Origin of the sequence: Streptomyces hydrogenans (assembly GCF_014656075.1) — a bacterium.
GTDB classification, from domain to species: domain Bacteria; phylum Actinomycetota; class Actinomycetes; order Streptomycetales; family Streptomycetaceae; genus Streptomyces; species Streptomyces hydrogenans.
This window is the reverse complement of record NZ_BNBS01000011.1, coordinates 48,934-74,392: the sequence shown is the minus strand read 5'-3', so window position 1 is coordinate 74,392 and position 25,459 is coordinate 48,934. Positions and strand designations below refer to the sequence as shown.

Sequence of the window (25,459 nt, the reverse complement as noted above, 5' to 3'; positions counted from 1 at the left end):
CCCCCACGGGACTTCCGCAGGCGAACCCCCCTCGACGTCTCCCCGGACTCTCCCCGCACTCTCCTCGAACCCTCTTCGAACACCCCTCACTCTGAATACGTCGGATCCCCCGGATCGGTTCCGTCCGGGGGATCGCTCGAACAGGTGAACATGCCGGTGGGGCGCCTCCGTGCCGGAGGACGCCCCTCGCCGTGGCGTCAGGCCGCGTAGTGCTCCCGCAGCCGCTCCGCCGCCTCCGCGTCCGCGCCCGCCTCGTCCAGGGCGAGCAGCCCCGCGCCCAGCACCGGCGGCGCCGTGACGAACCGGACGACCGCCTTCGGCGCCCGCTCGGTGAGCAGTTCGCGGATCCGGGACTCCAACTGCGGGTGCCGGGCGGCCAGCACGCTGCCGCCGAGCACCACCGGCGCCTCCTCGTCCAGGAGTTCCAGCCGCCGCAGCGCCACCGTCGACAGCGCCACGACCTCCTCGGCCATCCGGTGCACCAGGGCCAGCGCCACCGGGTCGCCCTCCGCCGCCACCCGGAACAGCACCGGCGCCAGCTCGTGCCGCCGGTCGTGCGGGATCCGGCCCAGGTGCACGGCCTCGATCAGCGCGTACATCGTGTCCAGGCCGAAGTGCGCGGGGAGCGCGCGGGCCAGCTCGGTCGGCGCGCCCCGGCCGTCCTCCGCGCGGGCCGCGAACCACATGGCCTCGTCCGAGAGGCCGCCGCCCCCGCCCCAGTCCCCGGATATCTTGCCGATCGCCGGGAAGCGGGCGGTCCGCCCGTCCGGGGTCATGCCCACGCAGTTGACGCCCGCGCCGCAGACCACGGCCACCCCGCGCGGTTCGTCGAGCCCGGCCCGCAGTATGGCGAAGGTGTCGTTGTGGACCCGTACCGAACGGCTCCACCCCCGCCCCAGCAGCTCCCGCTCCAGCTCCAGTTCCTCGACCGGCAGGTCGGCGTTGGCGAGACAGGCGGTGACATGGGCGAAGCGGGGGTCCGCCGGGCCGCCCGCTGCCCGCCAGGCCCGCCCGACGATCTCCGCCAGCGTGTCGACCGCCTCCGCCACCCCCACCAGCGGGGGCTGGAACCCGCCGCCGCGCGCCGTCCCCAGCACCGTGCCGTCCGGCGCGAGCACCGCCACGTCGGTCTTGCTGTTCCCTGCGTCGACCGCGAGGAGCACCCCGTTCAGGTTCACGCCCACGCGAGGTGCTCCCGGTTGTGCGCGACCAGCAGGTCGGTGAGCCGCTCGGCGGCCGCGTACTGCCCGACCAGCGGGTGCGCGAGGAGCGCCTTGAAGACCCGCTCCCGGCCGCCCCGCAGGGCGGCGTCGAGCGCCAGGTCCTCGTAGGCCGTCGTGTGCGCGATCAGCCCGGCGTACAGCGGGTCGACCGGCGCCACGGGCAGCGGCACCGCCCCGTTCGTGCCCACCGCCGCCTGCGTCTCGATGACGGCGTCGTCCGGCAGGAACGGCAGCGTGCCGTTGTTGAGGGTGTTGACCACCTGGTACGGCGAACCCCCGCCCGCCAGCAGCGAGGCCGCCAGGTCCACGGCCGCCTCCGAGTAGAAGGCGCCGCCGCGCTTGCCGAGCAGCGCCGGCTTCTCGTCGAGCGCCGGGTCGCCGTACATCTCCAGGAGTTCCTTCTCCATCGCGGCGACCTCGGCGGCCCGCGAGGGCTTGGTGCGCAGCTCCTCCACCACCTCGTCGTGCGCGTAGAAGTAGCGCAGGTAGTAGGAGGGGACGACGCCGAGCCGGTCCACCACGGGGCGCGGCAGGCGCAGGTCGCCCGCGATGGCGTCGCCGTGCTCGGCGAGCAGGCGCGGCAGCACGTCCTCGCCGTCCGGGCCGCCGAGCCGCACGCCGGTCTCCCAGGTGAGGTGGTTGAGGCCGACGTGGTCGAGGTGGACCTCGGAGGGGGCCACGTCGAGGAGCTTCGCGAACTTCCGCTGGAAGCCGATGGCCACGTTGCACAGGCCGACGGCCTTGTGCCCGGCGCCCAGCAGGGCGCGGGTGACGATCCCGACGGGGTTGGTGAAGTCGATGATCCAGGCGTCGGGGTTGGCGCGGCGGACCCGCTCGGCGATGTCGAGGACGACGGGGACCGTGCGCAGCGCCTTGGCGAGGCCGCCGGCGCCGGTGGTCTCCTGGCCGACGCAGCCGCACTCCAGCGGCCAGGTCTCGTCCTGGTTCCGGGCGGCCTGGCCGCCGACGCGGAGCTGGAGGAGGACGGCGTCGGCGCCCTCGACGGCGGCGTCGAGGTCGGTCGTGGTGGTGATCCGTCCGTCGTGCGCCTGCTTGGCGAAGATCCGGCGGGCGAGCCCGCCGACGAGGTCGAGGCGGTCGGCGGCCGGGTCGACGAGGACGAGTTCGGTGAGGGGCAGGGTGTCGCGCAGCCGCGCGAATCCGTCGATCAGTTCGGGGGTGTAGGTCGATCCGCCCCCCACGACAGCGAGCTTCATTCTCGTATCAGCCCTTCACTCCGGTCAGTGTGACTCCCTCGACGAACGCCTTCTGCGCGAAGAAGAACACGAGGATCACGGGGGCCATGACCAGTACGGTCGCGGCCATGGTCAGGTTCCAGTCGGTGTGGTGCGCGCCCTTGAAGGACTCCAGGCCGTAACTGAGCGTCCAGGCGGCCGGGTTCTCGGAGGCGTAGATCTGCGGCCCGAAGTAGTCGTTCCAGCAGTAGAAGAACTGGAAGAGGGCGACGGCGGCGACGGCCGGCTTCGCCATCGGCAGCACGACCCGCAGCAGGATGCGCAGTTCGCCGCAGCCGTCGATCCGGGCCGCCTCGACGTACTCGTCGGGGATGGTGAGGAGGAACTGCCGCAGCAGGAAGATCGCGAAGGCGTCGCCGAAGGCCATCGGGATGATCAGCGGCCACAGCGAGCCGGAGAGGTCCATCTGCTGGGCCCAGAACAGGTACATGGGGATGATCACGACCTGCGGCGGCAGCATCATCATCGAGATCACCAGCAGCAGCGACAGGTGCCGGCCGCGGAAGCGGAACTTGGCGAGCGCGTACGCCACGGGCAGCGACGACACCACGACGAGGACGGTGCCGAGCCCGGCGTACAGCAGGGAGTTCTTCCACCAGGTGAGGAAGCCCTCGGTCTCGAAGACCTTGAGGTAGTTCCCGAAGTGCCAGGAGTCCGGGGTGAGGTCGCGGGTCAGCGCCTGCTGGTCGCTCATCAGCGAGGTGAGGACCACGAAGACGAACGGCAGCACGAAGAAGAGCGCCGCGGCGATCCCGAGCGAGTGGACGGCGATCCAGTGCAGCAGGGCCGTCCGGCGGGCCCGCCTCGCGGCGGTGCCGGTCACGGGGGCGGTGAGGGTCATGGTTCAGTCACCCGAGCCGATCAGGCCGCCGCGCCGGCGCATGAGCAGCGCGGTGAAGGCCATGGAGAAGGCGAAGAGCACGAGCGCCACCACACAGGCCGCGCCGTAGTTGAACTGGCTGAAGCCGAGGCTGTAGACGAGCTGCGGCAGGGTCAGCGTGGAGTCGTCCGGGTAGCCGGGGACGAAGGTGACGCCGGAGCCGCCCATCACGCCGGAGGCGACCTTCGAGGCCACGATCGGCTGGGTGTAGTACTGCATCGCGCCGATGATCCCGGTGACCACCGCGAACAGGATGATCGGCGAGATGTTCGGCAGCGTGATGTGCCGGAACCGCTGCCGCCCGTTCGCGCCGTCCAGTTCGGCGGCCTCGTACTGCTCCTTGGGCACGTCGAGCAGGGCGGCCATGAAGATGACCATGAGGTCGCCGATGCCCCACACGGCGAGGAGGGTCAGGGCCGGCTTGGCCCAGGCCGGGTCGGTGAACCAGGCGGGGGCGGGCAGGCCGATGGCCTCCAGGAGGGTGTTGACCGGTCCGGTGCCGGGGTTGAGCAGGAAGACGAAGGCGAGCGTCGCGGCCACCGGCGGGGCCAGGAAGGGCAGGTAGAAGAGGGTCCGGAAGATCCCGGCACCCGTCTTGATCTTGGTGATGAGCATGCCGATGCCGAGTCCGAAGACGACCCGGCAGCTCACCATGACGACGCAGAGCCAGAGGGTGTTCCGCAGGGCGGGCCAGAACTGCGGGAAGGACGTGAAGACGTACTCCCAGTTGTCCAGGCCGCGCCACTCCGGCGCGTTGAGCCCGTCGTACTTCATCAGCGAGAAGTAGACGGTCGAGACCAGCGGGTAGACGAAGAAGAAGCCGAAGCCGATCAGCCAGGGCGACATGAAGGCCAGCGTCCGCAGGGCGTTGCTCCGGCGCCGGGACCGCAGGGTGTTGCGCCGGGCGGCGGTGGAGCCGGAGGCGGCCGGGGCCGCCTCCGTCGCGGGCAGGGTGTCCGTGCTCATGGGCGGGGTCCGGCCGTCACTTCGCCGCGGCGATGTCGCGGTCGATCTGGGCGGCGGTGTCGGCGAGCCCCTTCTTCAGGTCGGAGACCTGGCCCTTCTCGTACTGCTGGGCGAACTTCTGGAGGGTGTCCTGGTACGCGGAGCCGTTCACCGCGCCGTCCGAGGTGGTGGACTTCGGGTGCCGGGCGATGTCGAGGAAGGTCTTGAAGCGGGCGTCGAACTTCAGGTCCGGGGACTTGAGGGCGTCGAGGGTGGAGGGGACGTTGCCGATGGCGTTGGCGAAGTTCACCACCGCCTCGGTGTCCGTGGTCATGTACTTGACCAGCTCCCAGGCGGCGTTCTGCTTCTCCGACTGCGGGGCGATGCCCATGATCGTGCCGGAGAGGTAGCCCTTGCCGTACTCGGCCACCTCGTCGTCGGCGACGGGCAGCGGGGCGACGCCGACCTCGAAGGGCACCTTGGCGTCCTTGATGAAGTTCAGCCGCCACTCGCCGTCCAGCTGCATGGCGACCTGGCCGGTCTGGAAGGGGTGCTTCGCGCCCCACTCGTCACCGAAGGTGGTGCGGTACTTGTCCAGCTTCTGGAAGCCGCCGAGCGCGTCCACCAGCGACTTCTGGTACGTCATCATCTCGGCGAACGCCGGGTCGGAGGCCGCCGTCGACCTGCCGTCCTTGTCGAAGTAGCCGCCGTGGCCCCACTGCGACATGTAGTGCGAGACGACCGTCTCGTAGCCGAGGTAGTTCGGCATGAAGCCGAGCCGCTCGAAGGAGTCGCCCTTGGCCTTCGTCAGCGCCTTGGCGGCCTTCGTGAACTCGGACCAGGTCTTCGGCGGGGCCTCGGGGTCGAGGCCGGCCTCGCGGAAGGCGTCCTTGTTGTAGTAGAGGCCGTACGCGTCGGAGAGCAGCGGCAGCGTGCAGCGCTTGCCCTCGAACTGGGTGTAGTCCTGGAGGACCTTCGGGAAGATCTTGTCCAGGTCCAGCTTGTCCTTCTCGACGAAGGGCTTGAGGTCGGCGAGCGCGCCCGTGTGGCAGAACTTGCCGACGTTGGCGGTGGTGAAGGACGCGACCACGTCCGGGCCGTTGGATCCGCCCGCGCGCAGCGCCTGGCCGAGCTTGTCGTCGTTGATGTTGCCGACGACCTTCACCTTGATGTTCGGGTGGGCCTTCGTGAAGCGGGCGACGTTGTCCTCGATCGCCTTGACCTCGGCCGGGGCCGACCAGCCGTGCCAGAAGGTGATCGTGGTCTCGGCCTTGGGGTCGTCGCTCGCCTTGGTGCCGGCGGAGCCGGTACAGGCGCCGGCGAAGAGGGCGATGGAGGCGGTGGCGGCGAGCGCGGCGACGGCTCTGCGCGGGCGTGCGGACATGGCGATGTCTCCCTGGGCGGGGCGGAGGGGGAAGGGGGGAAGGAGCCTGGTACGGGGCCTGGTGCGGGGTCAGCGCGAGGTGTCGAAGACCTCGTCGCGGGTGGTGGCGAGGGCGCTCTCCAGCGCCCCGCGCAGCACGGGTTCACGGGGGACGGCGGTCAGGACCAGCCGCGGCCGGGAGGCCGCGAGGTCGGCGAGCTCGGCCTGGACGCGGGCCCGCAGCGGTTCGCCGCCGGCGACGAGGACGTCTCCGGACAGCACGATCAGTTCGGGGTCGAGGACGGCGGTGAGGGAGGCGAGACCGGTGGCGAGCCGTTCGGCGTACCGGTCGAGCAGCTCCGCGTGCGGGCCCTCGTCGGGGGTCTCGGCGGCCCGGGCGAGCAGCCCGGAGGCCACCGGCACATAGGGGTGGTCGGGGGTGTCGATGCCGGCCGCGCGGGCGAGCCGGGGCACGGACTGGACGCCGGCGAGCTCCTGGAAGCCGCCGGAGTTGGCCTTGGTGACCTGGCGGACCAGCGGGGTGCCGGGGACCGGGAGGAAGCCGACCTCGCCGGCACCGCCGGTGAAGCCCCGGTGCAGCCGGCCGCCGAGGACGAGGGCGGCGCCGAGGCCCTCCTCGTTCCACAGCAGGACGAAGTCCTCGTGGCCGCGGGCGGCGCCGACGGCCCGCTCGGCGATGGCCACCAGGTTGACGTCGTTCTCGTACTCGAAGGGCATGGGCAGGACCGCGGCCAGCTCCTCCAGGAGGGTGGGGGAGTGCCAGCCGGGGAGGTGGGAGGCGTAGCGGAGCCGCCCGGTGGCCGGGTCGAAGGCGCCGGGGGTGCCGATGACCAGCCGTCGGACGTCGGCCCGGGTGAGCCCGGCGGCCGCGACGGCCCCGTCGAGGGCGTCGGTGACCTGCCGGACGACTCCGTCGCCGGTACGTCCTCCGGTGCGGAGCTCGTACTCGCCGGTGACGGTGCCGGTGATGTCGGCGACGGCGGCGCGGATGCGGTGCTGGTTGACGTCGAGTCCGGCGGCGTGGCCGGCGTCCGGGTTCAGCGCGTACAGCTGGGCGCTGGGGCCGGGCCGGCCCTCGGTGGTGCCGGTGGCGCGGACCAGGCCGGCGGCTTCGAGGCGGGCGAGGAGCTGGGAGGCGGTCGGCTTGGAGAGGCCGGTGAGCTTGCCGATCCGGGTCCGCGAGAGGGTGCCGTGCTCCAGCAGGAGGTCGAGCGCGGCGCGGTCGTTCATGGCCCGCAGCACGCGCGGGGTGCCAGGGGTTCCCTGGGTACCTGCCATGACGTTCGTACCTGCCCTTCGATGCTGGGAGGCCCATTCTGGCGCCTCGCGGCGGCCCTGCTTCCCACCACACTGTTAGGAAAGTTTCCTATCCGGTGGGAGGACGGTAGGACGGCCGCCACCTGGCCGTCAATACCCGTGAACGCGAGACGCCCCCGTCGGCAACCGAAGCGTTGCCGACGGGGGCGTCGAGGCCCGTGGGGACGGGCGGTCGGGGCGTGCGCCGAGGGCCCGGGGGACGGGCCGTCAGGGCTTGGAGAGGTCCGTCCTCGGCAGCGGGGTGGCCGCCGCCGACTGCGGCGAGGCCGCGTTCGAGAAGACCGAGGGGGCCGCCATGCCCGCCGTCGGGTCGGCCGCCGCCTCCTCCGCCTGCGGGGGCAGCCCGCCGACGATCCGGATGCCGGCCTCGTCCAGACCGCGCTTGATCCGCCACCGCAGCTCGCGCTCGACGCCCAGCTTCTTGCCGGGCATCGTCTTCGCGGAGACCCGGACCGTCATCGAGTCCAGCAGCACCTCGGTCAGGCCCAGCACCTCCACCGGACCCCACAGCCGCTCGTTCCACGGCTCGTCCTTGGCCATCGCCTCGCCCGCCGCCGCGATCACCGACCGCACCTCGTCCAGGTCCTCCGTCGGCCGGACCGTCACGTCCACCGCCGCCGTCGCCCAGCCCTGGCTGAGGTTCCCTATCCGCTTGATCTCGCCGTTGCGCACGTACCAGATCTCGCCGTCGATCCCGCGCAGCTTCGTCACCCGCAGCCCGACCTCGACGACCTCGCCGGAGGCCACGCCCGCGTCGACCGAGTCACCGACGCCGTACTGGTCCTCCAGGATCATGAAGACGCCGGAGAGGAAGTCCGTCACCAGGTTCCGCGCGCCGAAGCCGATCGCCACACCGGCCACACCGGCCGAGGCGAGCAGCGGCGCCAGGTCGATGTCGAAGGCGCCGAGCACCATCAGTCCGGCGGTGCCCAGGATCAGGAACGACGCCACCGACCGCAGCACCGAGCCGATCGCCTCGGACCGCTGCCTCCTGCGCTCCGCGTTGACGAGCAGTCCGCCGAGCGCCGTCCCCTGCACCGCCTGGGCGGAGCGGTTCATCCGCTCGATCAGCTTCGTCAGGGCGCGCCGGACGGCCCACCGCAGCATCAGGGCGACGATCACGATCAGCAGGATGCGCAGACCGGTGTTGAGCCAGGTGGACCAGTTCTCCTCCACCCAGCTCGCCGCGTTGGTGGCCTTCTCCGCCGCCTCGTCCAGAGACACCGGGATGGGCTCGGGTTCGGTGGCGGCCGCCAGGACGGACCAGGACACGGGACAACCTCCAGGCATCGCGTACGCAGGCCATCCACCCTAACGGGGCATCGGACGTGCACCCGTTGCCCTGTTCGAGGGAGAGACCGACCTCACCCGGGCACATACCCGGAAGACATGCCGGTGTGGTCGAGAACACGTCCGCCGCGTCCCCCGCGATCGCGGGAACGTGGTGGCGCTCCGACCAGGCATGAGGAGAGACTGAGAGCAGTTCGTCCCGGCGCGAGCCACGCGCCGCCGGCGTCATAGGAGGCATCCGTGCCGCATGTCCTGGTCCTCAACGCGTCGTACGAGCCCCTGGGCGTCGTACCGCTCCGCCGCGCACTCGTCCTCGTACTGGAGAACAAGGCCCTCTGCATCGAGGAGTCCGGCGCCTTCCTGCACAGCGAGCATCAGATCGTCCCCGCGCCCAGCGTGGTACGGCTGAAGCGCTTCGTGCGGGTCCCCTACCGGGGGCCCGTTCCCTTGACCCGCAGGGCCCTCTTCGCACGCGACGGCGGGCGCTGCATGTACTGCGGGGGAGTGGCGACCAGCGTCGACCACGTCATCCCGCGCAGCCGGGGAGGGACGCACGCCTGGGAGAACGTGGTGGCGGCCTGCCGCCGCTGCAACCACCTCAAGGCCGACAAGCACCTGCGGGAGATCGGCTGGCGGCTGCGCCACCAGCCCGCGCCGCCGACCGGCCTGGCCTGGCGGATCATCGGGACCGGCCACCGGGACCCACGATGGCTGCCCTACCTCACGCCGTACGGCGCCGAGGACGCGATGGCCCGGATCGACTCCGTCGCCGACACCCCCGCGGGGGCGTTGACGACCGGCTGAGATCCGGGCCTCTCGTGTTTCCCGGCCGGTCCGGCCAGGGGTACGGAGCCGAGGGCGCCGCCGCTCAGGGGGCGACGCCCTCCTCCGGCGCGTCCGTCTCCGTACCCGGCGTCTCCGTACCGGGCGCCTTCGCCTCCGGCGCCTTCGTCTCCGGTGCCTTCGCCTCCGGGGAGCCCTCCTCCGGCGGCGTCACCGCGTACGTCTCCACCGACCAGAGCGAGTAGCCGTACGGCGTCGCCCGCTTCTCGCCCTGCACCCGCAGGAAGCGGGTGTCCGCCGCGTCCATCCGCACCGACTCCCGGCCGCCCCGGCCCTCCGGCACGGTCGCCGCGGTCCGCCAGTTCCGGCCGTCGGCCGATACCTGCACCCGGTAGCGGGAGGCGTGCGCGTCCTGCCAGTGCAGCACCACCTGCCCTATCCGGGCCGGTTCGGCCAGCTCCAGCTGGAACCACGCCCCGTCCTCCGCCGGCGAGGACCAGCGGGTCGCCGGATCGCCGTCCACCGCCAGCGCGGCCGGGAAGTCCGCCGTCTCGTCGCCGGAGGAGGAGGCCGTCGCCGTCCGGGCCAGGTCCGGGCCGCCGGTGCGCGGGAAGGCCCGCACCGTCAGCACCCGCTCCTCGCCCGCGAACGACACCGGCACCCGGTACTCCCCGGACGGCGTGCCGGGCGCCACCGACACCTCCATCGGCACCGTCGTCGTGCCGCCGCGCTCCACCGCGGCCTCCTTCGGCAGCCGCACCGAGATCCCCTTCGGCGCCCGCGCCGTCGGGGCGTCCCGCACCTCGGCCGCCCGCCGCCCCGTCAGCTCCAGGTCCACCCGGCCCGCCGGGCCGCCGGCCTCCAGGTCCGCCGTGCTCCGGGACAGCTCCAGGCCGGCCTTGGGCCCGTCCGCGAACCACGGCACCAGCGACCGCACGTCGGGCGCCGGGCCCTCGCCGTCCCAGACGATCCGCAGCGCCTCCGCGCGCAGCCCCTTCAGCTCGGTCTGCGTCCAGCCCGAGGAGTCCAGCGGCCCCAGCGGCCGCCAGCCCTCGCCCGTCACATACGCCTCCACGCGCGCGTGCGCGGCCTTCCCGTCGCCCGGCTCCCCGCCGCCGGCCGGCCTGTCCGAGGGCTTCCCGGTGAGCACCGTCACCGACTCCACCGGCCGCGACCGGTCCAGCTTCACCGTGTACGAGCCGGAGGCCCGGTCCACCGCGCGCTCCGGGTCCCGGTCGGCGCCCGTCCAGGCCGCCGCCTCCTTCGCCGCCCGCTCCAGGAAGGGGTCCAGGACCCCGTCGCCGACCGTCACCCCGCTCGCCGCGATCCGCGGCCGCAGCGGCTCCAGGCGCAACTGCGCCTGCCAGGCGGCGGGCCCGTCCCCGCGCGCCTGCGCGAGGAGCATGTCGACGGCCGCCTCGCCCGCCGCCCCGTACCGCGCCAACTGCTCCAGCCAGGGCCCGGCCGCGGCGCGCAGGGCGCCGTCCGCCGTGCCGGCCAGCCGCTCCGCCGCCTCCCGCACCACGTCGAAGGCGGCCCGCAGCTCGGCGCCCGCCTTCTCCCGGGCCGCCGCCGGACCCGCGGCCCGGGCCGACCAGAAGGCGCTCATCAGCGGCTTGAGACCGGCCGACTCGGCGTCCGGGGCGAGGATCGACGAGGCCGCGTTCCCGGCCAGGGCGCCGAGCGCGGCCCGCGCGGCCGGATCGGGGCCCGCCAGGTCGGCGACGGCCGCCCGCCAGGACTCCCCGGGCCGGTAGCCGCGCGGGTTCCAGGCGAAGTCGGCGGTGGTGAACAGCGGGATCCTGGAGGCGGCCGGCTGCTCCATCGCGTGCGCCAGATAGGCGGCGGAACCGGCCGCCACCGCGGGCTCCCGGCCCCGGACCGGCCCCAGGAAGAGCCGGTCCTGCGCGTAGTCGTTGACCGGGTAGTTGTCCAGGGTGACCAGCGGGCGCTGCCCCAGGGCCGCCCGCGTCCCGGCCAGTTCGGTGCCGGTGACGGTGCGCGGCACCACCCCCACGCCCGTCCACGCCACCCGCACGCGCGGGTCCAGGGCCTCCGCGAGCGCCGAGCGGTACTCGCTGGTGCCCTCCTGGTAGTACTCCGTCGGCAGCACCGTCAGCGGCTCGGCGTCCGGCCGGCGCCCGGCCAGGTGCCGGGCCACGGTGTTCGCCACGCGCGCGTGCGCCCGGGCCGCGCCCGCCGCGTCCCGCCCGAAGGCGTCGGCGTCCTCGTCGCAGGTCCACTCGCCGTACCCGGCGTCGGGGAACTGGAGCTGGAAGGAGCGGAAGCCGAGCTCCGCCATCGCGTCCAGCTTCCGCGTCAGCGCCGCCACGTCCTCGTCCGAGGACAGGCACATCGACTGCGCGGGCGCCACCGCCCAGCCGAGCGTCACGTGGTTCGCCCGGGCCCGCTCGGCCAGCGCCAGGAACCCGGCCCGCTGCGCCTCCGGGTAGGGCTCGCGCCACTGCGCCGCCCGGTAGGGGTCGTCGCCCGGCGCGTACAGATAGCGGTTCTGCTTGGTGCGGCCCAGGAAGTCGACCGCCGCCAGGCGCTGCTCCGTCGTCCACGGGGTGCCGTAGAAGCCCTCCGCGATCCCCCGCTCGGCGGTCCCCGGCCAGTCCCGGACGACGACGCCCGGCACCTCGCCGCCGAGGCCGTCCGTCCCCTCGCCGAGGAGCCGGCGGAGCGTCTGCACCGCGTGGAAGAGCCCGTCCTCGCCGACCCCGTCCAGCACCACCGTGTCCCGCCCGCCGAAGCGGCCGGTGGCCAGCCGGTAGCCGCCGGCCGGCAGATCGGCCCGCTCGGCCACCCCGAAGGAGGCCAGCGCCTCCTGCGCCGCCTCCCCGGACGGGCCCGAGACCCGGACGACCGGCCCGGCGCCCGGCAGCCCCTCGTGGACGCTCCGCACCCCGGCCTCGCCGAGCAGCGCCCGCAGCGCCGCGAGGGCGTACGGATCGGCGTCCTCGTCCGCGACGAGCGTGACCCGCTCCCCGAGGCGCACGGCCGGCCCGGCGGCCGTCAGCGACTGCGGCCGGGGCCACACGGCGGGCACCGCGGGCGCCACGCGCGGGGAGCCGGTCCGGGGCGCGGGCACGGCCGGGCTCGCGGCGGGCCCGGTGGGGGCCTTCGCGGGCGCGGGAGAGGCGGCCAGGTCGGGCACGGTCACGGGGAGCGGGACGGCGCCCGCCGCACCGGGCACGGCACCGCCCAGGAGTCCGCCGATGACGGCGGCGGCGACCGCGGTCGCCGTACGCGGTCCGCGTCCCGGACGCACGGGGGTCACGGCGGTCTCCCTTCGCCGGGGCCGGAACCCGCCGGGTCGTCAGGGGCGGGCCCCGCCCGGCCGGTTGGTAACGAGCGGATCACGAGCCCACCACCCGTCGCACGCGGGTGTCAATCCGCCGGGGCGAAGTGTCGGCTTTGCCCGGCGAACCACCGGCGAGCTGTCGCCCTTTCGCCGACTTCCCCCGGTAAAAGGGGCAAAGGGAGGTGTGGTGGGTAGGGCTATCACTCGTCGCACCCACGGCCGGCGGCCACCCGCCGCCGGCCGGCCACCACGTCGAGACGAGACCCGGGAGACCCCCGTGACCACGACCGCCCGCCACCTCTCCGGACGGATACGGATCCCACGTCAGGCCGCACCCGGCGGCGCCCCGTCGGCCGGCGAGCCCGCGCCGGCCGCCGACGCGCCGCTGACCAGCGAGCCCCCGTGCGCCGACCTCGCGCCGCTGACCAGCGAGCCCCCGCTCGCCGGCGCGGCGCCCCTCACCAGCGAGCCGCCGCTCACCGGCGCCGCCCCCCTCACCAGCGAGCCCACCGCCCCCGGAGGCCGGTGCGGCACGGAGTCCCCCGGAGTGTGAAGTGACCCTGGCCCGCCTCGCCGCCCGTCACGGCGTCGCCACCGCGTTCAGCCCGTCCGAGGGCGTCACCGCGCCCGTGCCCGAGGCCACCGTGATCGCGGTGCTCGGCGCCCTCGGGGTCGACGCGACCACCCCGGAGGCGGTCGCCGCCTCCCTCGGCGCGGCGGAGCGGGCCGACCGGGAGCGCCTGCTCCCGCCCACCCTGGTCCGGCACACCGGCGGCGAGCCGGTGCGCCCGCCGGACGGGCTGCCCGACGGGACCCTGCTCCGGGTCACCACCGAGACCGGCGAGGTCCGCGCCGGCGACGACTGGGAGCGGCTGCCGCTCGGCGTGCACACCGTGGACGCCGAGGCGCCCGACGGGCGCACCGCCCGCGCCACCCTGATCGTCGCCCCCGCGCGCGTGCCCGCCCCGGCGACGCGCGCGTACGGCCTGCTCGTGCAGCTCTACTCGCTGCTCTCCGAGCACTCCTGGGGCATGGGCGACCTCGGCGACCTGCGCGAACTCGTCTCCTGGGCGGGGCGCGCGCACGGCGCCGGCTTCGTCCAGGTCAACCCGCTGCACGCGGGCGTGCCCGGGGCTCCCTGCGACCCCTCGCCGTACCGCCCCTCCTCCCGGCGCTTCCCCGACCCCGTCCACCTGCGGATCGAGCGGATCCCCGAGTACGCCCACCTGGACCCCGGCCGGCGCGAGGAGCTGGACGGGATCCTCGCCTCCGCCGCCGAACTCCGCGAGAGCGTCCTCGCCAAGGGCACCACGATCGACCGGGACGCCGTCTGGGCGCTCAAGCTCCGGGCCCTGGAACTCCTCGCCGCGGTCGAGCCCGGCCCCGGCCGCGGCGCCGAGTACCACGACTTCCTCGCCGAACGCGGCCGCGCCCTGGAGGACCACGCCACCTACCAGGCGCTGGCCGAACTCCACGGCCCGCGCTGGCGCTCCTGGCCCGCACCGCTGCGCACCCCCGACGGCGCCGCGGCGGCGGTCCGCGCCGACGCGGCGCTGGCCGCCCGGGTCGACTTCCACTGCCGGCTCGCCTGGCTGACGGACCGACAGCTCGGCGAGGCGGCCGAGGCGGCGCGGGAGGCCGGGATGGCGGTCGGGCTCGTCCACGACCTGGCCGTCGGCGTGCACCCCGAGGGCTCCGACGTCTGGGCCCGGCAGGGCGACTTCGCCGCCGGGATGTCGGTCGGCGCCCCGCCGGACGCCTTCAACTCCCGCGGCCAGGACTGGGGGCTGCCGCCGTGGCGGCCCGACGCCCTCGCCGCCGCCGGGTACGCCCCGTACCGCGGGCTGCTGCGCGAACTCCTGCGGCACGCGGGCGCGCTGCGCCTCGACCACGTGATGGGCCTGTTCCGGCTCTGGTGGGTGCCGGAGGGCCGGGAGCCCACCGAGGGCACCTACGTCCGGTACGACGCCGAGGCGATGCTGGCCGTCCTCGTCCTGGAGGCGCACCGGGCCGGCGCCCTGGTCGTCGGCGAGGACCTGGGCACCGTCGAGCCGGGCGTCCGCGAAGCCCTCGCCGCGCGCGGGGTGTTCGGCACCTCGGTGCTCTGGTTCGAGCGGGACTGGGACGGCGGCGGCGCCCCGCTGCCGCCCGAGGCGTGGCGGGCCGACTGCGTGGCCACCGCCACCACCCACGACCTGCCCCCCACCGCCGCCCGGCTCTCCGGCGACCACGTGGTGCTGCGGCACCGGCTGGGCCTGCTCACCGGCGACCTGGCGCGTGAGCGGGCCGCCGACGCGGCGGAGACGGCCGAGTGGCGCGGGATCCTCCAGCGGCTCGGGCTGCTCCCGGAGGGGCCGGGCGACGAGGAGGCCGAGATCCGGGCCCTGCACCGCTTCCTGGCCCGCACCCCGGCCCGGATGGTGGGGGTCTGGCTGCCGGACCTGGTGGGGGACCGCAGGCCGCAGAACCTGCCGGGCACCTGGGACGAGTACCCCAACTGGCGGCTGCCGGTCGCGGGCCCCGACGGACAGCCGCTCACCCTGGAGCGGATCGCCGCCTCGCCCCGCGCGCACGCGCTGCTGCGGACCGCCGCCGAGGGGGTCGGAGCCCGTACGGCACCCCCGGGCGCGCGGGCCGTTTAGGTGTTCGCTACTTTTGCACCGTGGACAAGAAGAACGCCCTGCGCGCCGGCGCCGTCGCGGCCGGTACGACGCTGATGATGCTGCTCATGTCGTCCCCCGCGCTCGCGCTGACCCGCGACGACGGTGACGACCCGGCCCCCAAGCTGGAGGTCATCGAGACCCTCGGCCTGTTCGTTGCCGCCCCGCTGGTGCTGTTCCTGGTCATCACCGGTCTGGTGATGGTCCTCGACAAGTCCAAGAAGGCGTGACCCCCGGGAGGCCCCAGGGCCTCCACCTGTAGCGGGACGAGGGCGCCGCCCGGCCGGAGAGGCCGTGCGGCGCCCTCGCGCGTCCGCACGCGGACACGCGGACCGCATGCCCGCGCCGTCGGCCGGAGCCGTGACCGTCCGGGCGGCGTCCGTCCGGGCGGTGACCGTGCCGCGTCCGGGCGACGGCCGCCCGGACGCGCCGACCGTCACGCGGCCGTCGTCGCGAGCAGCTTCCGCAGGAGTCCGGCGAGCTGCTCGGCCTCCTCCTCGGTCAGCGCCGGCTCCAGCGCCTCGCGCTGCCGTTCCAGGCCCGCGCCGACCGCCTGGTCCACCAGCTCCCGGCCGCGCTCGGTGAGCGTGACGCGCAGTCCGCGCCGGTCGTTCGGGTCGGGGCTGCGGGTGAGCAGTCCGGCCTTCTCCAGCTTGTCCAGCCGGCCGGTCATCCCGCCGGTGGTGATCATCAGGGTGGCGGTCAGCTCGCGCGGCGAGAGCGTGTACGGCTCCCCGGACCTGCGCAGCGTCGCGAGCACGTCGAACTCCCCGAGCGCCATGCCGTACGGCGCGTACGCCTTGTCCACCTTGCCGCGCATGGCGGCGGCCAGCCGGTAGATGCGCCCGAAGACCGCCATGGGGAGCGTGTCCAGGTCGGGGCGGACGGCCGCCCACTGGTCGGTGATGGCGTCGACGGCGTCGTGCGCCGGGGGCTGCGTCTTCATGACCTCAGTGTTCCGCCCCTTCCCGGTCGATGGCAAGAAAGCCACTTGCAAGTAAGTAGCTTAGTGCTAAGTTAATTACCGCCAAGCCAGTCGCGCTCCGGACCGCCGGGGCCGCACCGCTTCAGGGGGAGTCCTGCCATGTCCCGCAAGGCCGCCGTCGTCGCGCTCACCGCCCTCGCCCCGATCTCCTGGGGCTCGACCTACTTCGTCACCACCGAGTTCCTGCCGCCCGACCGGCCCCTCTTCACCGGCCTGATGCGGGCCCTCCCCGCCGGCCTGCTGCTCCTCGCGCTGACCCGCAAGCTCCCGAGCGGCGCCTGGTGGTGGAAGTCGGCGGTCCTCGGCGCGCTCAACATCGGGGCCTTCTTCCCGCTGCTCTTCCTCGCCGCCTACCGGCTGCCCGGCGGAGTCGCCGCCGTCGTCGGCTCCGTCGGCCCGCTCTTCGTCGTCGGCCTCGCCGCCCTCTTCCTCGCCGAGAAGCCCACCACCAGGACCCTGCTCACCGCCGTCGCCGCCGCCTTCGGCGTCAGCCTCGTGGTGCTCAAGGCGGGGGCCGCCTTCGATCTGGTCGGCGTCCTCGCCGGACTGCTCTCCTCCCTCTCGATGTCCGCGGGCGTCGTCTTCACCAAGCGCTGGGGCCGGCCCGAGGGCGTCGGCGCCCTCGCCCTCACCGGCTGGCAGCTCACCGCCGGCGGCCTGGTCATCCTCCCGATCGCCTTCCTGGTCGAGGGCGCCCCGCCCGCCCTCACCGGCACCCACCTCGCGGGCTACGCCTACCTCGCCCTCGGCAACACCGCGATCTCCTACTTCCTCTGGTTCCGCGGCATCGAGCGGCTGAGCGCCTCCTCGGTCACCCTGCTCGGCCCGCTCTCCCCGATCACCGCCGCCGTCATCGGCTGGGTCGCCCTCGGCCAGGCCCTCGGTCCCGTGCAGGTGCTCGGCATGGTGATCGCCTTCGGCGCCACCCTGGCCGGCCAGCTGGCCCCCGCGAAGCCCAGGGCTGCCGGGGCCGGAGCCGTACCGTTCAGTTCCACTGAAAAGAACGGTCAGGAAGTTTCGATGGACCTGGAGGTTTCGGGAATGCGACGGTAGGCCGCATGACCCTCACGACCGCACGCCACCCGACCGCGTCCGCAGCGGCCACCCGGAGACCGGCGCCCGCCAGGGGCGCCGGTCTCGGCCTGCTCCTCGCCCTCCTCGCCACCGTCGTCTGGTCCGGCAGCTTCGTCGCCACCCGCGACCTGGCCGACTCCGTCCCGCCCGTCCAGGCGGTCTTCTGGCGCTGGATCATCGCCCTCCTCGCCGTCGCCCCCTTCGCCGCCCGCCCGTTCTGGCGGCAGCGCGCGCTCCTCCGCCGGCACCTCGGATTCACCGCCCTGGCCTCGCTGTTCGGCGTCGCCCTCTACAACACCCTGGTCCACCAGGCCGGTCTGACCACCTCCGCCACCAACATGGGCATGATCATGGCCGCCTCCCCGGTGATCATGGCGGTCTACGCCCGGCTCGGCGGCGAACGGCTCGGCGCCCGCCGCCTCCTCGGCATGGCCGTCGCCGTCCTCGGCGTCCTCCTCCTCGTCGGCAGGGGCTCCCTCACGATCGACCTCGCCGCCGGCGACCTGTGGATGTTCGCCGCCGCCCTCTCCTTCGCCTCCTACAGCGCCCTCCTCAAGCGCAGGCCCGAAGGGATCGACGGACTCGCCTTCCTCTTCACCACCTTCGTGCTCGGCGCGCTCATGCTCGCCCCCGTCCACGCCGTCTCCCTCGCCGTCCAGGGCGGCTTCCCCGCCACCCCCGGCACCGTCGGCCCGCTGCTCTACGTCGGGGTGCTCTCCTCCGCCGTCGCCTTCTTCTGCTGGAACAAGGCGATCTCCCTGATCGGCGCCGCCCGCGCCGGAGTCGTCTACTACCTCCAGCCGGTCTGCGTCGCCCTGCTCTCCTACGCCCTCCTCGGCGAGGAACTCGGCCTGGCCGGCGGCGCCTGCATGGCCCTCATCCTCGGCGGAGTGGCCCTGAGCTCCGCCCGCTGACCCCGGGCCGGATAGGTTGCGCCCCATGACCGAGTGGGACATCAAGAAGCTGCACATCCTGCGCACCCTGCGCGACCGGGGCACCGTCACCGCCACCGCGGAGACCCTGCTCATGACCCCCTCGGCCGTCTCCCAGCAGCTCACCAACCTCGCCAGGCAGCTCGGCGTGCCGCTCCTGGAGGCGCACGGGCGGCGCGTCCGGCTCACCGACGCCGCCCACCTCGTCCTGCGCCACGCCGAGGCCGTCTTCGCCCAGCTGGAGCGCGCCGACGCCGAACTCGACGGCTATCTGCGCGGCGAGGCCGGCCAGGTCCGCGTCGCGGCCTTCTCGACCTCCGTGCCCGCGCTGCTCGTCCCCGCCGTACGGCGGCTGCGCACCGCCCACCCCGGGCTCGACGTCCGCGTCCGGGAGGCCGAGGCGGGGGAGGCGTACGAACTGCTCACCGCCGGCGAGGCCGACCTCGCCCTCTCGCTCGCCGCCCACGCGCCCACCGCGCGCGACCCGCAGTTCAGCCGGGTCCCGCTGCTCGTCGACCCCCTCGACGTCGCCCTGCCCGCCGGCCACCCGCTCGCCGCGGCGCCCGGCCTGCGCCTCGCCGACCTCGCCGCGGAGCCCTGGATCTTCGGCGGCTCCGGGCCCTGGTCCGAGATCACCACCGCCGCCTGCGAGGCCGCCGGCTTCGTGCCCGAGCAGGCCCACAGCGCCTCCGGCTGGACCGCGATCCTCGCCATGGTCGAGGCGGGGCTCGGCATCGCCCTCGTCCCCCGGATGGCCGCCGCCGACCGCCGGAGCGGCACCGGCGTCGTCATGCGGGTCCTCTCCGCCGACCAGCCCCGGCGCCATGTCGTCGCCGCCGTCCGGCGCGGCGCCGAGGAGGCCCCGGCGCTGGCCCGGGTCCTCGCGGCGCTGCGGCAGGTCGCCGTGGAGCGCGAGAACGTTCAGCAGAGCTGAAAAGACCTGTCGAAAACATTCGATGGACCGGAGTCTTCCGGCGCGGGACAGTCGGACCATGACCGCCATCGAGGACACCCAGGACCCGCACGCCAACGACGCCGCCCCGTACGCCGGAGGCGACCCGTACGCCGACTACCGCACCGGTGACTTCCCCTTCACCGAGCTGGTCGACCTCGCCGACCGCCGCCTCGGCGCCGGCGTCGTCGCGGCCAACGACGAGTTCTTCGCCGAGCGCGAGAACCTGCTCGTCCGCGAGCGGGCCGTCTTCGACCCGGAGCACTTCGGCCACAAGGGCAAGATCATGGACGGCTGGGAGACCCGCCGCCGCCGCGGCGCCGACGCCGAGAACGTCTTCCCCGCGCCCGAGGACCACGACTGGGCGATCGTCCGCCTCGGCGCCCCCGGCGTCATCCGGGGCCTGATCGTCGACACCGCCCACTTCCGCGGCAACTACCCGCAGAAGGTCAGCGTCCAGGCCACCGCCGTCGAGGGAAGCCCCGGCCCCGAGGAGCTGCTCGACGCCAAGTGGGAGGAGCTGGTCCCGCCCACCCCCGTCCGCGGCCACGCCGCCAACGGCTTCACGATCGGCAGCGACCGTCGCTGGACCCACGTCCGCCTCTGCCAGCACCCGGACGGCGGCGTCGCCCGCCTCCGCGTCCACGGCGAGGTGCTGCCCGACCCCGAGTGGCTCGCCCTCCTCGGCACGATCGACCTGCTCTCCGTGCTCAACGGCGGGTCGTACGAGGACGCCTCCGACAAGTTCTACTCCTCGCCGACGCAGATCATCCTGCCCGGCACCTCCCGCAAGATGGACGACGGCTGGGAGAACCGCCGCCGCCGCGTGCGCGGCACCAACGACTGGGTCCGCTTCCGCCTCCCCGCCCAGGGCGCCGTCCGCGCCGTCGAGATCGACACCGCCTACCTCAAGGGCAACTCGGCCGGCTGGATCGCCCTCCAGGGCCGCAACGGCGAGTCCGGCGAGTGGTTCGAGATCGTCCCGCGCACCCGCCTCCAGCCCGACACCCTGCACCGCTTCAAGCTCCCCGCCCAGGCGGTCGTCACCCACGTGCGCCTCGACGCCTTCCCCGACGGCGGCGTCGCCCGCATGCGCCTGCACGGCTCCCTGACCGAGGAGGGCGCCGCCGACCTGCGCGCCCGCTTCGACCGCGCGAGCCGCTAGGACACGACGAAGGGGCGCCTCCGTGGGGGAGGGCGCCCCTTCGTCGTCCACTCGGTCGGCCGCTTACCGCAGCGCGGCCGCCGCGTCCGCCGCACGGGCCCTCAGGGCGCGCTCGACGCCCGCCCGCGACTCCGTGACCATACGACGCAGCGCCGGGACCGGGTCGTTGGCCCCGATCCACGCGTCCGTGGCGTCCAGCGTCTCCTGCGAGACCTGGAGCGTCGGGTAGAGGCCGACCACGATCTGCTGGATCATCTCGTGGCTGCGGGTCTCCGACACGCGCTTGATCGACGCGAAGTACTTCTCCGTGTACGGGGCGAGCAGCTCGCGCTGGTCGGTCTGGACGAAGCCGCCGATCACCGCCTCCTGCACCGCGTTGGCCAGCTTGTCGTCCTCGACGACCGCCGCCCACGCCTCGGCCTTCGCGGCCTCGGTCGGGCGGGCCGCGCGGGCCGTGGCGGCGTGCCGCTCACCGGCGGCCGTACGGTCCCGCTCCAGCTCGGAGGCGATCTCCGGCTCGTCGAAGACGCCCGTCGCGGCGAGGCGCTGCACGAACGCCCAGCGCAGCTCGGTGTCGACGGCGAGGCCCTCGATCGTCTCGCGGCCCTCCAGGAGCGCGGCGAGCAGGTCGAGCTGCTGCGGCGTCCGGGCGGTGGCGGCGAAGGCCCGCGCCCACGCCAGCTGGTGGTCGCTCGCCGGTTCGGCAGCCTTGAGGTGGGTCAGCGTCGCCTCGGTCCAGCGGGTCAGGCCCGCGTCGCGCCACTCCGGCGTCGCGTACAGCTCCAGGGCGGCCTTCACCTGGCCCTGGAGGGACTGCACCACGCCGATGTCCGACTCCTTGGCGATGCCGGACAGCACCAGCTCCAGGTAGTCGCGGGTGGCCAGCTCGGCGTCGCGGGTCATGTCCCAGGCCGAGGCCCAGCACAGCGCGCGCGGCAGCGACTCGGCGAAGTCGCCGAGGTGCGCGGTCACGTTCTGCAGCGACACCTCGTCGAGGCGGACCTTGGCGTACGACAGGTCGTCGTCGTTCAGCAGCACGACCGCCGGGCGGGACTTGCCCACCAGCGCCGGCACCTCGGTCAGCTCGGCCGCCGCGATGTCCAGCTCCAGGCGCTCGGTGCGGACCAGCTTGCCGGCCGCGTCGAGGTCGTAGAAGCCGATCGCGATGCGGTGCGGGCGGAGCACGGCCTCGCCCTTGGCGCCGGCGGGGAGCGCCGGGGCCTCCTGCTTCACCGCGAAGGCGGTGATCGAGCCGTTCTCGTCGGTCTCGATCTCCGGGCGGAGGATGTTGATGCCGGCCGTCTCCAGCCACGCCTTCGACCAGGTCTTCAGGTCGCGTCCGGAGGTCTCCTCCAGCGCGCCGAGCAGGTCGCTCAGGCGGGTGTTGCCGAAGGCGTGGCGCTGGAAGTACGCCTGCACGCCCTTGAAGAACTCGTCCTGGCCGACGTAGGCGACGAGCTGCTTGAGGACCGAGGCGCCCTTGGCGTACGTGATGCCGTCGAAGTTGACGAGCACGTCCTCCAGGTCGTTGATCTCGGCCATGATCGGGTGCGTCGACGGCAGCTGGTCCTGGCGGTAGGCCCAGGTCTTCTCCGCGTTGGCGAAGGTGGTCCAGGCGTTCGGCCAGCGGGTGCCCGCCACGGACGCCTGGCAGGCGACCGAGGTGTAGGTGGCGAACGACTCGTTCAGCCAGAGGTCGTTCCACCACTCCATGGTCACCAGGTCGCCGAACCACATGTGGGCCAGCTCGTGGAGGATGGTCTCGGCGCGGCGCTCGTAGGCCGCGTCCGTCACCTTCGAGCGGAAGACGTACTGGTCGCGGATGGTGACCGCGCCCGCGTTCTCCATCGCGCCCGCGTTGAACTCCGGCACGAACAGCTGGTCGTACTTGGCGAACGGGTAGGCGTAGGCGAACTTCTCCTGGAACCAGCCGAAGCCCTGCCGGGTCACGTCGAAGATGTGGTCCGCGTCCAGGAACTCCGCCAGCGACGGACGGCAGTAGATGCCCAGCGGCACGACCTGCCCGTCCGGGCCCTCGTACGTCGAGTGCACCGCGTGGTACGGGCCGACGATCAGGGCCGTGATGTACGAGGAGATCCGCGGGGTCGGCTCGAAGGCCCACACCCCGTCCTTCGGCTCCGGGGTCGGCGAGTTGGAGATGACGCTCCAGCCCTCCGGCGCCTTCACCGTGAACTGGAAGGTCGCCTTGAGGTCCGGCTGCTCGAAGGAGGCGAAGACCCGGCGCGCGTCCGGCACCTCGAACTGCGTGTACAGGTAGGCCTGGCCGTCGACCGGGTCGACGAAGCGGTGCAGGCCCTCACCGGTGTTGGTGTACGCGCAGTCCGCGACCACGCGCAGCTCGTTGCGGCCCTGCTTCAGGTGCGGCAGGGCGATCCGCGAGTCGCGGAAGACGGCGGCCACGTCCAGCGCGTGCCCGTTGAGCACGGCCTCGTGGACGGCGGGGGCGACGAGGTCGATGAAGCTCTCGGCGTTGGCCTCGGCGGAATCGAAGCGGACGGTGGTGACGGACCGGTAGGTGCCGCCCTCCTGCGCACCGGTGAGGTCCAGTTCGACCTCGTACGCGTCCACGGTCAGCAGCGCCGCCCGCTGCTGGGCCTCTTCACGGGTCAGGTTCGTACCAGGCACCCGGTCAACTCCTCGGTTTCGTGACGTTTGGGCCATCCTTCCACGGGGTGAGTCGTGGGCGCATCGCGCATTTCCCAGGGCGAACACGCGAAGGGCGGCCACCCACCCGGGTGGCCGCCCCTCGGCGCGTACGGTCCGGTGTCAGCCCTTCAGCTCGGCCGCCACCAGCTCCGCGATCTGCACCGCGTTCAGCGCGGCGCCCTTGCGGAGGTTGTCGTTGGAGAGGAAGAGCGCCAGGCCGTTCTCCACGGTCTCGTCGACGCGGATGCGGCCGACGTACGAGGCGTCCTTGCCGGCCGCCTGGAGCGGGGTCGGGATCTCGGAGAGCTCGACGCCCTCGGCGTCCTTCAGCAGCTCGTAGGCGCGCTCGACGCCGATCGGGCGCTCGAAGCGGACGTTCACCTGGAGCGAGTGGCCGGAGAAGACCGGGACGCGGACACAGGTGCCGGAGACCTTGAGCTCCGGGATCTCCAGGATCTTGCGGGACTCGTGGCGGAGCTTCTGCTCCTCGTCGGTCTCGAAGGAGCCGTCGTCGACGATCGAGCCGGCCAGCGGGACCACGTTGAAGGCGATCGGGCGCTTGTAGACGGCGGGCTCGGGGAACTCGACGGCGTCGCCGTCGAAGGCCAGCTGGTCGGCCCGCTCGGCCACGGCGCACGCCTGGGTGCGCAGCTCGGCGACGCCGGCCACGCCCGAGCCGGAGACGGCCTGGTAGGTGGTGGCGATCAGCGCGGTGAGGCCGGCCTCCTGGTGGAGCGGCTTGAGGACCGGCATGGCGGCCATCGTGGTGCAGTTCGGGTTGGCGATGATGCCCTTGGGGCGGTCCTTGATCGCGTGCGGGTTGACCTCGGACACGACGAGGGGGACCTCGGGGTCGCGGCGCCAGGCGGAGGAGTTGTCGATCACGACGGCGCCCTGGGAGGCGACCTTCTCGGCGAGGGCCTTGGAGGTGGCGCCGCCGGCGGAGAAGAGCACGATGTCCAGGCCGGTGTAGTCGGCGGTCGAGGCGTCCTCGACGGTGACGCCGTCCACGACCGTGCCGGCGGACCGGGCGGAGGCGAAGAGCCGCAGCTCGTCGAGCGGGAACTCGCGCTCGGCCAGGATGGTGCGCATGACTGTGCCGACCTGACCGGTGGCTCCGACGATTCCGACCTTCACGGGGACTCCTCCGTACGTGTGTGCAGGGTGCTGCCGCTCCCCATGATGCGTGCCGCCTGCCGCTTCTTGTCCAATCCATTGTCCGAGGGGCGGGATGCGGAACCCGGGCGAACGTTCCGGGACGCCGGTGCGTCGAAGGGGGGACCTGACGAGGGAAGGGGGCGGGGTGGAGCAGATGGACGCGGCGCTGGTGGACCGGGTGCGGGCGGTCCTGGCGCTGGGCGGGGTGCCGTACGCGGAGCTCCAGGACGGGGTGCAGCAGGTGGGGCTCCGCCTGCTGGAGGCCCGCGCGAAGGGGGACCCGCCGCGCTCCCCGGCCGCCTGGTGCGCGGTGGTCGCCACCCGGGTGGCCGCGGACTGGCACCGGGCCCGGCGCCGGGAGGAGCGGCTCGGCGAGCGGCTGACCGCGCTGCCGGACCCGCCCGGCGGCGGCGGGGAGGAGGCCCGGGTCCTCGCGCTCGCCGTGGCGGACGGCCTGGAGGCGCTGCCGGAGAAGCAGCGCCAGGTCCTGGTGCTGCGCTTCTACGCGGACCTGCCGGTGGCCCGGATCGCCGAGGAGCTGGGAGTCCCCGAGGGGACCGTCAAGAGCAGGCTGCACGCCGCCGTCCGCGCGATGCGGCAGCGGCTCCGTACGGACGAGGTGGTGTGAGGTGGACGCGCAGCAGAGGGACCCGCTGGCGGCGGCCCTGTTCCCGGAGGACGGACCGCCGGACGCCGGGGACGCCCCCGAGGTCGCCCGCGCCCGCGCGGACGTGGCCCTGCTCCGCGAGCAGCTGGGCGTCCTCGCCGCGGCGCTCACGACGGGGCCCGCCCCGGCCGGTGCCGTGCCCGCCGATCCCGTACAGGCCGGTCCTGCACCGGCCGATCCCGTACCGGCCGAGCCCGCACCCGTCGAGCCCGTGCGCGGGCCCGCCGCCGTGCGTCCCCGGCGGCGCGCCCGGATCGTGGGATGGGCGCTCGTCGCGTGCCTGGCGCTGGGCGTGCTCGGCACCGGCGGCGCCTGGCTCGCGGCCCGGCCGGGAGGCGACGGCGGGATCGCCGCCGCCGAGGCCAAGCTGACGCCGGGCGGGATCGTGGCCTGCGCCGCGGACGTCGCCGAGGGCGCGGTGGTGCGGGCCGAGCCGCTCGCGGACGGAGGGTTCCGGGTGGTGCTGCGGGTGGAGCGCCGGTACAAGCCGGCGGGGCCGGACTCCGGCGAGCTGGCCTTCCGGGGCTGGGCGGCGGAGGCGTCGTACTACCGGCCCGGCACGCGGATGCTGGCGGTCGTCCCGCGCTCCGCCGACGAGGGGGTGCTCACCTTCCGCCAGGACATGGAGCCGCCCGGCGAGCTGGGCGAGGACGTCGGCCCGGTCCGCGACGAGCTGGAGTACGGCCGGAAGTGGCTGGCGAGGGCGCTGCCGGAGGCCGGCGGGCCCTGCCCCGGCCGCGGCTGAGCGGGAAGGGGCCGCACGCGAAGGGGCGGACACCCTCACGGGTGCCCGCCCCTCGTACCGCCCGGGGTG

The 25,459-nt window shown here is 74.0% G+C and carries 21 protein-coding genes; 10 read left to right on the top strand and 11 right to left on the bottom strand.

The annotated features are described in order from the left end of the window. Window positions 1-197 precede the first annotated feature (197 nt). The 7 genes from IE321_RS07640 to IE321_RS07610 form a co-directional block, all read right to left on the bottom strand. The gene (locus IE321_RS07640; RefSeq protein ID WP_372470218.1) at window positions 198-1,184 is read right to left on the bottom strand and encodes an N-acetylglucosamine kinase; all 987 of its coding nucleotides are present in this window, start codon (window positions 1,182-1,184) and stop codon (window positions 198-200) included. After that, window positions 1,175-2,440 carry a 6-phospho-beta-glucosidase gene (locus tag IE321_RS07635; protein ID WP_043230098.1) on the bottom strand — a complete coding sequence of 422 codons (1,266 nt, stop codon included), beginning with the start codon at window positions 2,438-2,440 and terminating at the stop codon, window positions 1,175-1,177. Before IE321_RS07635 ends, IE321_RS07640 begins: the two co-directional genes overlap by 10 nt. 7 nt (window positions 2,441-2,447) lie before the next feature. Beyond that, a complete protein-coding gene (locus tag IE321_RS07630; RefSeq protein ID WP_043230096.1) occupies window positions 2,448-3,320 on the bottom strand; it encodes a carbohydrate ABC transporter permease in 873 nt (290 codons plus the stop codon). A 3-nt stretch (window positions 3,321-3,323) separates the two neighbouring features. Continuing rightward, window positions 3,324-4,205 (bottom strand): carbohydrate ABC transporter permease, encoded by an 882-nt coding sequence (locus tag IE321_RS07625; protein ID WP_226651893.1) that lies wholly within the window; start codon window positions 4,203-4,205, stop codon window positions 3,324-3,326. Between the two features lie 136 nt (window positions 4,206-4,341). Further along, window positions 4,342-5,688 (bottom strand): ABC transporter substrate-binding protein, encoded by a 1,347-nt coding sequence (locus IE321_RS07620; RefSeq protein ID WP_043230094.1) that lies wholly within the window; start codon window positions 5,686-5,688, stop codon window positions 4,342-4,344. A 69-nt stretch (window positions 5,689-5,757) separates the two neighbouring features. Beyond that, window positions 5,758-6,966 carry an ROK family transcriptional regulator gene (locus IE321_RS07615; protein WP_043230092.1) on the bottom strand — a complete coding sequence of 403 codons (1,209 nt, stop codon included), beginning with the start codon at window positions 6,964-6,966 and terminating at the stop codon, window positions 5,758-5,760. A gap of 246 nt (window positions 6,967-7,212) precedes the next feature. Then, on the bottom strand, window positions 7,213-8,295 hold the full coding sequence (locus IE321_RS07610; protein WP_051842701.1) for a mechanosensitive ion channel family protein: 1,083 nt from the start codon (window positions 8,293-8,295) through the stop codon (window positions 7,213-7,215). Between the two features lie 240 nt (window positions 8,296-8,535). On the opposite strand from IE321_RS07610, the gene IE321_RS07605 reads away from it, so the two are divergent. Then, the gene (locus IE321_RS07605; RefSeq protein ID WP_043230089.1) at window positions 8,536-9,099 is read left to right on the top strand and encodes an HNH endonuclease; all 564 of its coding nucleotides are present in this window, start codon (window positions 8,536-8,538) and stop codon (window positions 9,097-9,099) included. 64 nt (window positions 9,100-9,163) lie between these two features. On the opposite strand, the gene IE321_RS07600 is transcribed toward IE321_RS07605, so the two are convergent. Further along, window positions 9,164-12,352, bottom strand: a complete 3,189-nt coding sequence (locus tag IE321_RS07600) for a glycoside hydrolase family 84 protein (protein WP_190222259.1) — start codon at window positions 12,350-12,352, stop codon at window positions 9,164-9,166. 310 nt (window positions 12,353-12,662) lie between these two features. Here IE321_RS07600 and IE321_RS07595 point away from each other — a divergent pair, with 310 nt between their 5' ends. From IE321_RS07595 to IE321_RS07585, 3 genes are read left to right on the top strand one after another with little or no spacing between them, the layout of a single operon-like run. Further along, the gene (locus tag IE321_RS07595; RefSeq protein WP_043230088.1) at window positions 12,663-12,938 is read left to right on the top strand and encodes a hypothetical protein; all 276 of its coding nucleotides are present in this window, start codon (window positions 12,663-12,665) and stop codon (window positions 12,936-12,938) included. 1 nt (window position 12,939) lies between these two features. Beyond that, the gene (gene malQ, locus IE321_RS07590) at window positions 12,940-15,027 is read left to right on the top strand and encodes a 4-alpha-glucanotransferase (RefSeq protein WP_190222231.1); all 2,088 of its coding nucleotides are present in this window, start codon (window positions 12,940-12,942) and stop codon (window positions 15,025-15,027) included. A gap of 20 nt (window positions 15,028-15,047) precedes the next feature. Then, window positions 15,048-15,275, top strand: a complete 228-nt coding sequence (locus tag IE321_RS07585) for a hypothetical protein (protein ID WP_043230086.1) — start codon at window positions 15,048-15,050, stop codon at window positions 15,273-15,275. A 206-nt stretch (window positions 15,276-15,481) separates the two neighbouring features. On the opposite strand, the gene IE321_RS07580 is transcribed toward IE321_RS07585, so the two are convergent. After that, a complete protein-coding gene (locus IE321_RS07580) occupies window positions 15,482-15,991 on the bottom strand; it encodes a MarR family winged helix-turn-helix transcriptional regulator (RefSeq protein ID WP_043230084.1) in 510 nt (169 codons plus the stop codon). A 138-nt stretch (window positions 15,992-16,129) separates the two neighbouring features. Here IE321_RS07580 and IE321_RS07575 point away from each other — a divergent pair, with 138 nt between their 5' ends. The 4 genes from IE321_RS07575 to alc are packed head-to-tail and all read left to right on the top strand — an operon-like array spanning window position 16,130 to window position 20,153. Then, window positions 16,130-17,083: an EamA family transporter gene (locus tag IE321_RS07575; RefSeq protein WP_190222230.1), complete on the top strand. Its 954-nt coding sequence runs from the start codon at window positions 16,130-16,132 to the stop codon at window positions 17,081-17,083. Between the two features lie 5 nt (window positions 17,084-17,088). Next, entirely contained in the window at window positions 17,089-18,018 is a 930-nt protein-coding gene (locus tag IE321_RS07570) for a DMT family transporter (protein WP_190222229.1), read from the top strand. Window positions 18,019-18,043: 25 nt separating this feature from the next. Further along, a complete protein-coding gene (locus tag IE321_RS07565; protein ID WP_190222228.1) occupies window positions 18,044-18,970 on the top strand; it encodes a LysR family transcriptional regulator in 927 nt (308 codons plus the stop codon). A gap of 58 nt (window positions 18,971-19,028) precedes the next feature. Beyond that, complete coding sequence (gene alc, locus IE321_RS07560; protein ID WP_190222227.1) at window positions 19,029-20,153, top strand: allantoicase; 1,125 nt, start codon at window positions 19,029-19,031, stop codon at window positions 20,151-20,153. A 63-nt stretch (window positions 20,154-20,216) separates the two neighbouring features. Here the strand turns inward: alc and pepN are convergent, their stop codons facing one another. Beyond that, the gene (pepN, locus tag IE321_RS07555) at window positions 20,217-22,799 is read right to left on the bottom strand and encodes an aminopeptidase N (RefSeq protein WP_043230079.1); all 2,583 of its coding nucleotides are present in this window, start codon (window positions 22,797-22,799) and stop codon (window positions 20,217-20,219) included. Between the two features lie 141 nt (window positions 22,800-22,940). Further along, complete coding sequence (locus tag IE321_RS07550; protein WP_043230077.1) at window positions 22,941-23,957, bottom strand: aspartate-semialdehyde dehydrogenase; 1,017 nt, start codon at window positions 23,955-23,957, stop codon at window positions 22,941-22,943. A 175-nt stretch (window positions 23,958-24,132) separates the two neighbouring features. Here IE321_RS07550 and IE321_RS07545 point away from each other — a divergent pair, with 175 nt between their 5' ends. After that, window positions 24,133-24,606: a sigma-70 family RNA polymerase sigma factor gene (locus IE321_RS07545; protein WP_051842704.1), complete on the top strand. Its 474-nt coding sequence runs from the start codon at window positions 24,133-24,135 to the stop codon at window positions 24,604-24,606. Between the two features lies 1 nt (window position 24,607). Beyond that, window positions 24,608-25,390 carry a hypothetical protein gene (locus IE321_RS07540; protein ID WP_190222226.1) on the top strand — a complete coding sequence of 261 codons (783 nt, stop codon included), beginning with the start codon at window positions 24,608-24,610 and terminating at the stop codon, window positions 25,388-25,390. Window positions 25,391-25,459: the final 69 nt, after the last annotated feature.

What these genes read in the sequence shown, in the direction of transcription:
- IE321_RS07635 (WP_043230098.1), bottom strand. Translation starts at nt 2,440, where the DNA reads ATGAAGCTCGCTGTCGTGGGGGGCGGATCGACCTACACCCCCGAACTG.
- IE321_RS07630 (WP_043230096.1), bottom strand. Translation starts at nt 3,320, where the DNA reads ATGACCCTCACCGCCCCCGTGACCGGCACCGCCGCGAGGCGGGCCCGC.
- IE321_RS07625 (WP_226651893.1), bottom strand. Translation starts at nt 4,205, where the DNA reads ATGTCGCCCTGGCTGATCGGCTTCGGCTTCTTCTTCGTCTACCCGCTG.
- IE321_RS07620 (WP_043230094.1), bottom strand. Translation starts at nt 5,688, where the DNA reads ATGTCCGCACGCCCGCGCAGAGCCGTCGCCGCGCTCGCCGCCACCGCC.
- IE321_RS07615 (WP_043230092.1), bottom strand. Translation starts at nt 6,966, where the DNA reads ATGGCAGGTACCCAGGGAACCCCTGGCACCCCGCGCGTGCTGCGGGCC.
- IE321_RS07610 (WP_051842701.1), bottom strand. Translation starts at nt 8,295, where the DNA reads ATGCCTGGAGGTTGTCCCGTGTCCTGGTCCGTCCTGGCGGCCGCCACC.
- IE321_RS07580 (WP_043230084.1), bottom strand. Translation starts at nt 15,991, where the DNA reads ATGAAGACGCAGCCCCCGGCGCACGACGCCGTCGACGCCATCACCGAC.
- IE321_RS07575 (WP_190222230.1), top strand. Translation starts at nt 16,130, where the DNA reads ATGTCCCGCAAGGCCGCCGTCGTCGCGCTCACCGCCCTCGCCCCGATC.
- IE321_RS07570 (WP_190222229.1), top strand. Translation starts at nt 17,089, where the DNA reads ATGACCCTCACGACCGCACGCCACCCGACCGCGTCCGCAGCGGCCACC.
- IE321_RS07565 (WP_190222228.1), top strand. Translation starts at nt 18,044, where the DNA reads ATGACCGAGTGGGACATCAAGAAGCTGCACATCCTGCGCACCCTGCGC.
- alc (WP_190222227.1), top strand. Translation starts at nt 19,029, where the DNA reads ATGACCGCCATCGAGGACACCCAGGACCCGCACGCCAACGACGCCGCC.
- IE321_RS07545 (WP_051842704.1), top strand. Translation starts at nt 24,133, where the DNA reads ATGGACGCGGCGCTGGTGGACCGGGTGCGGGCGGTCCTGGCGCTGGGC.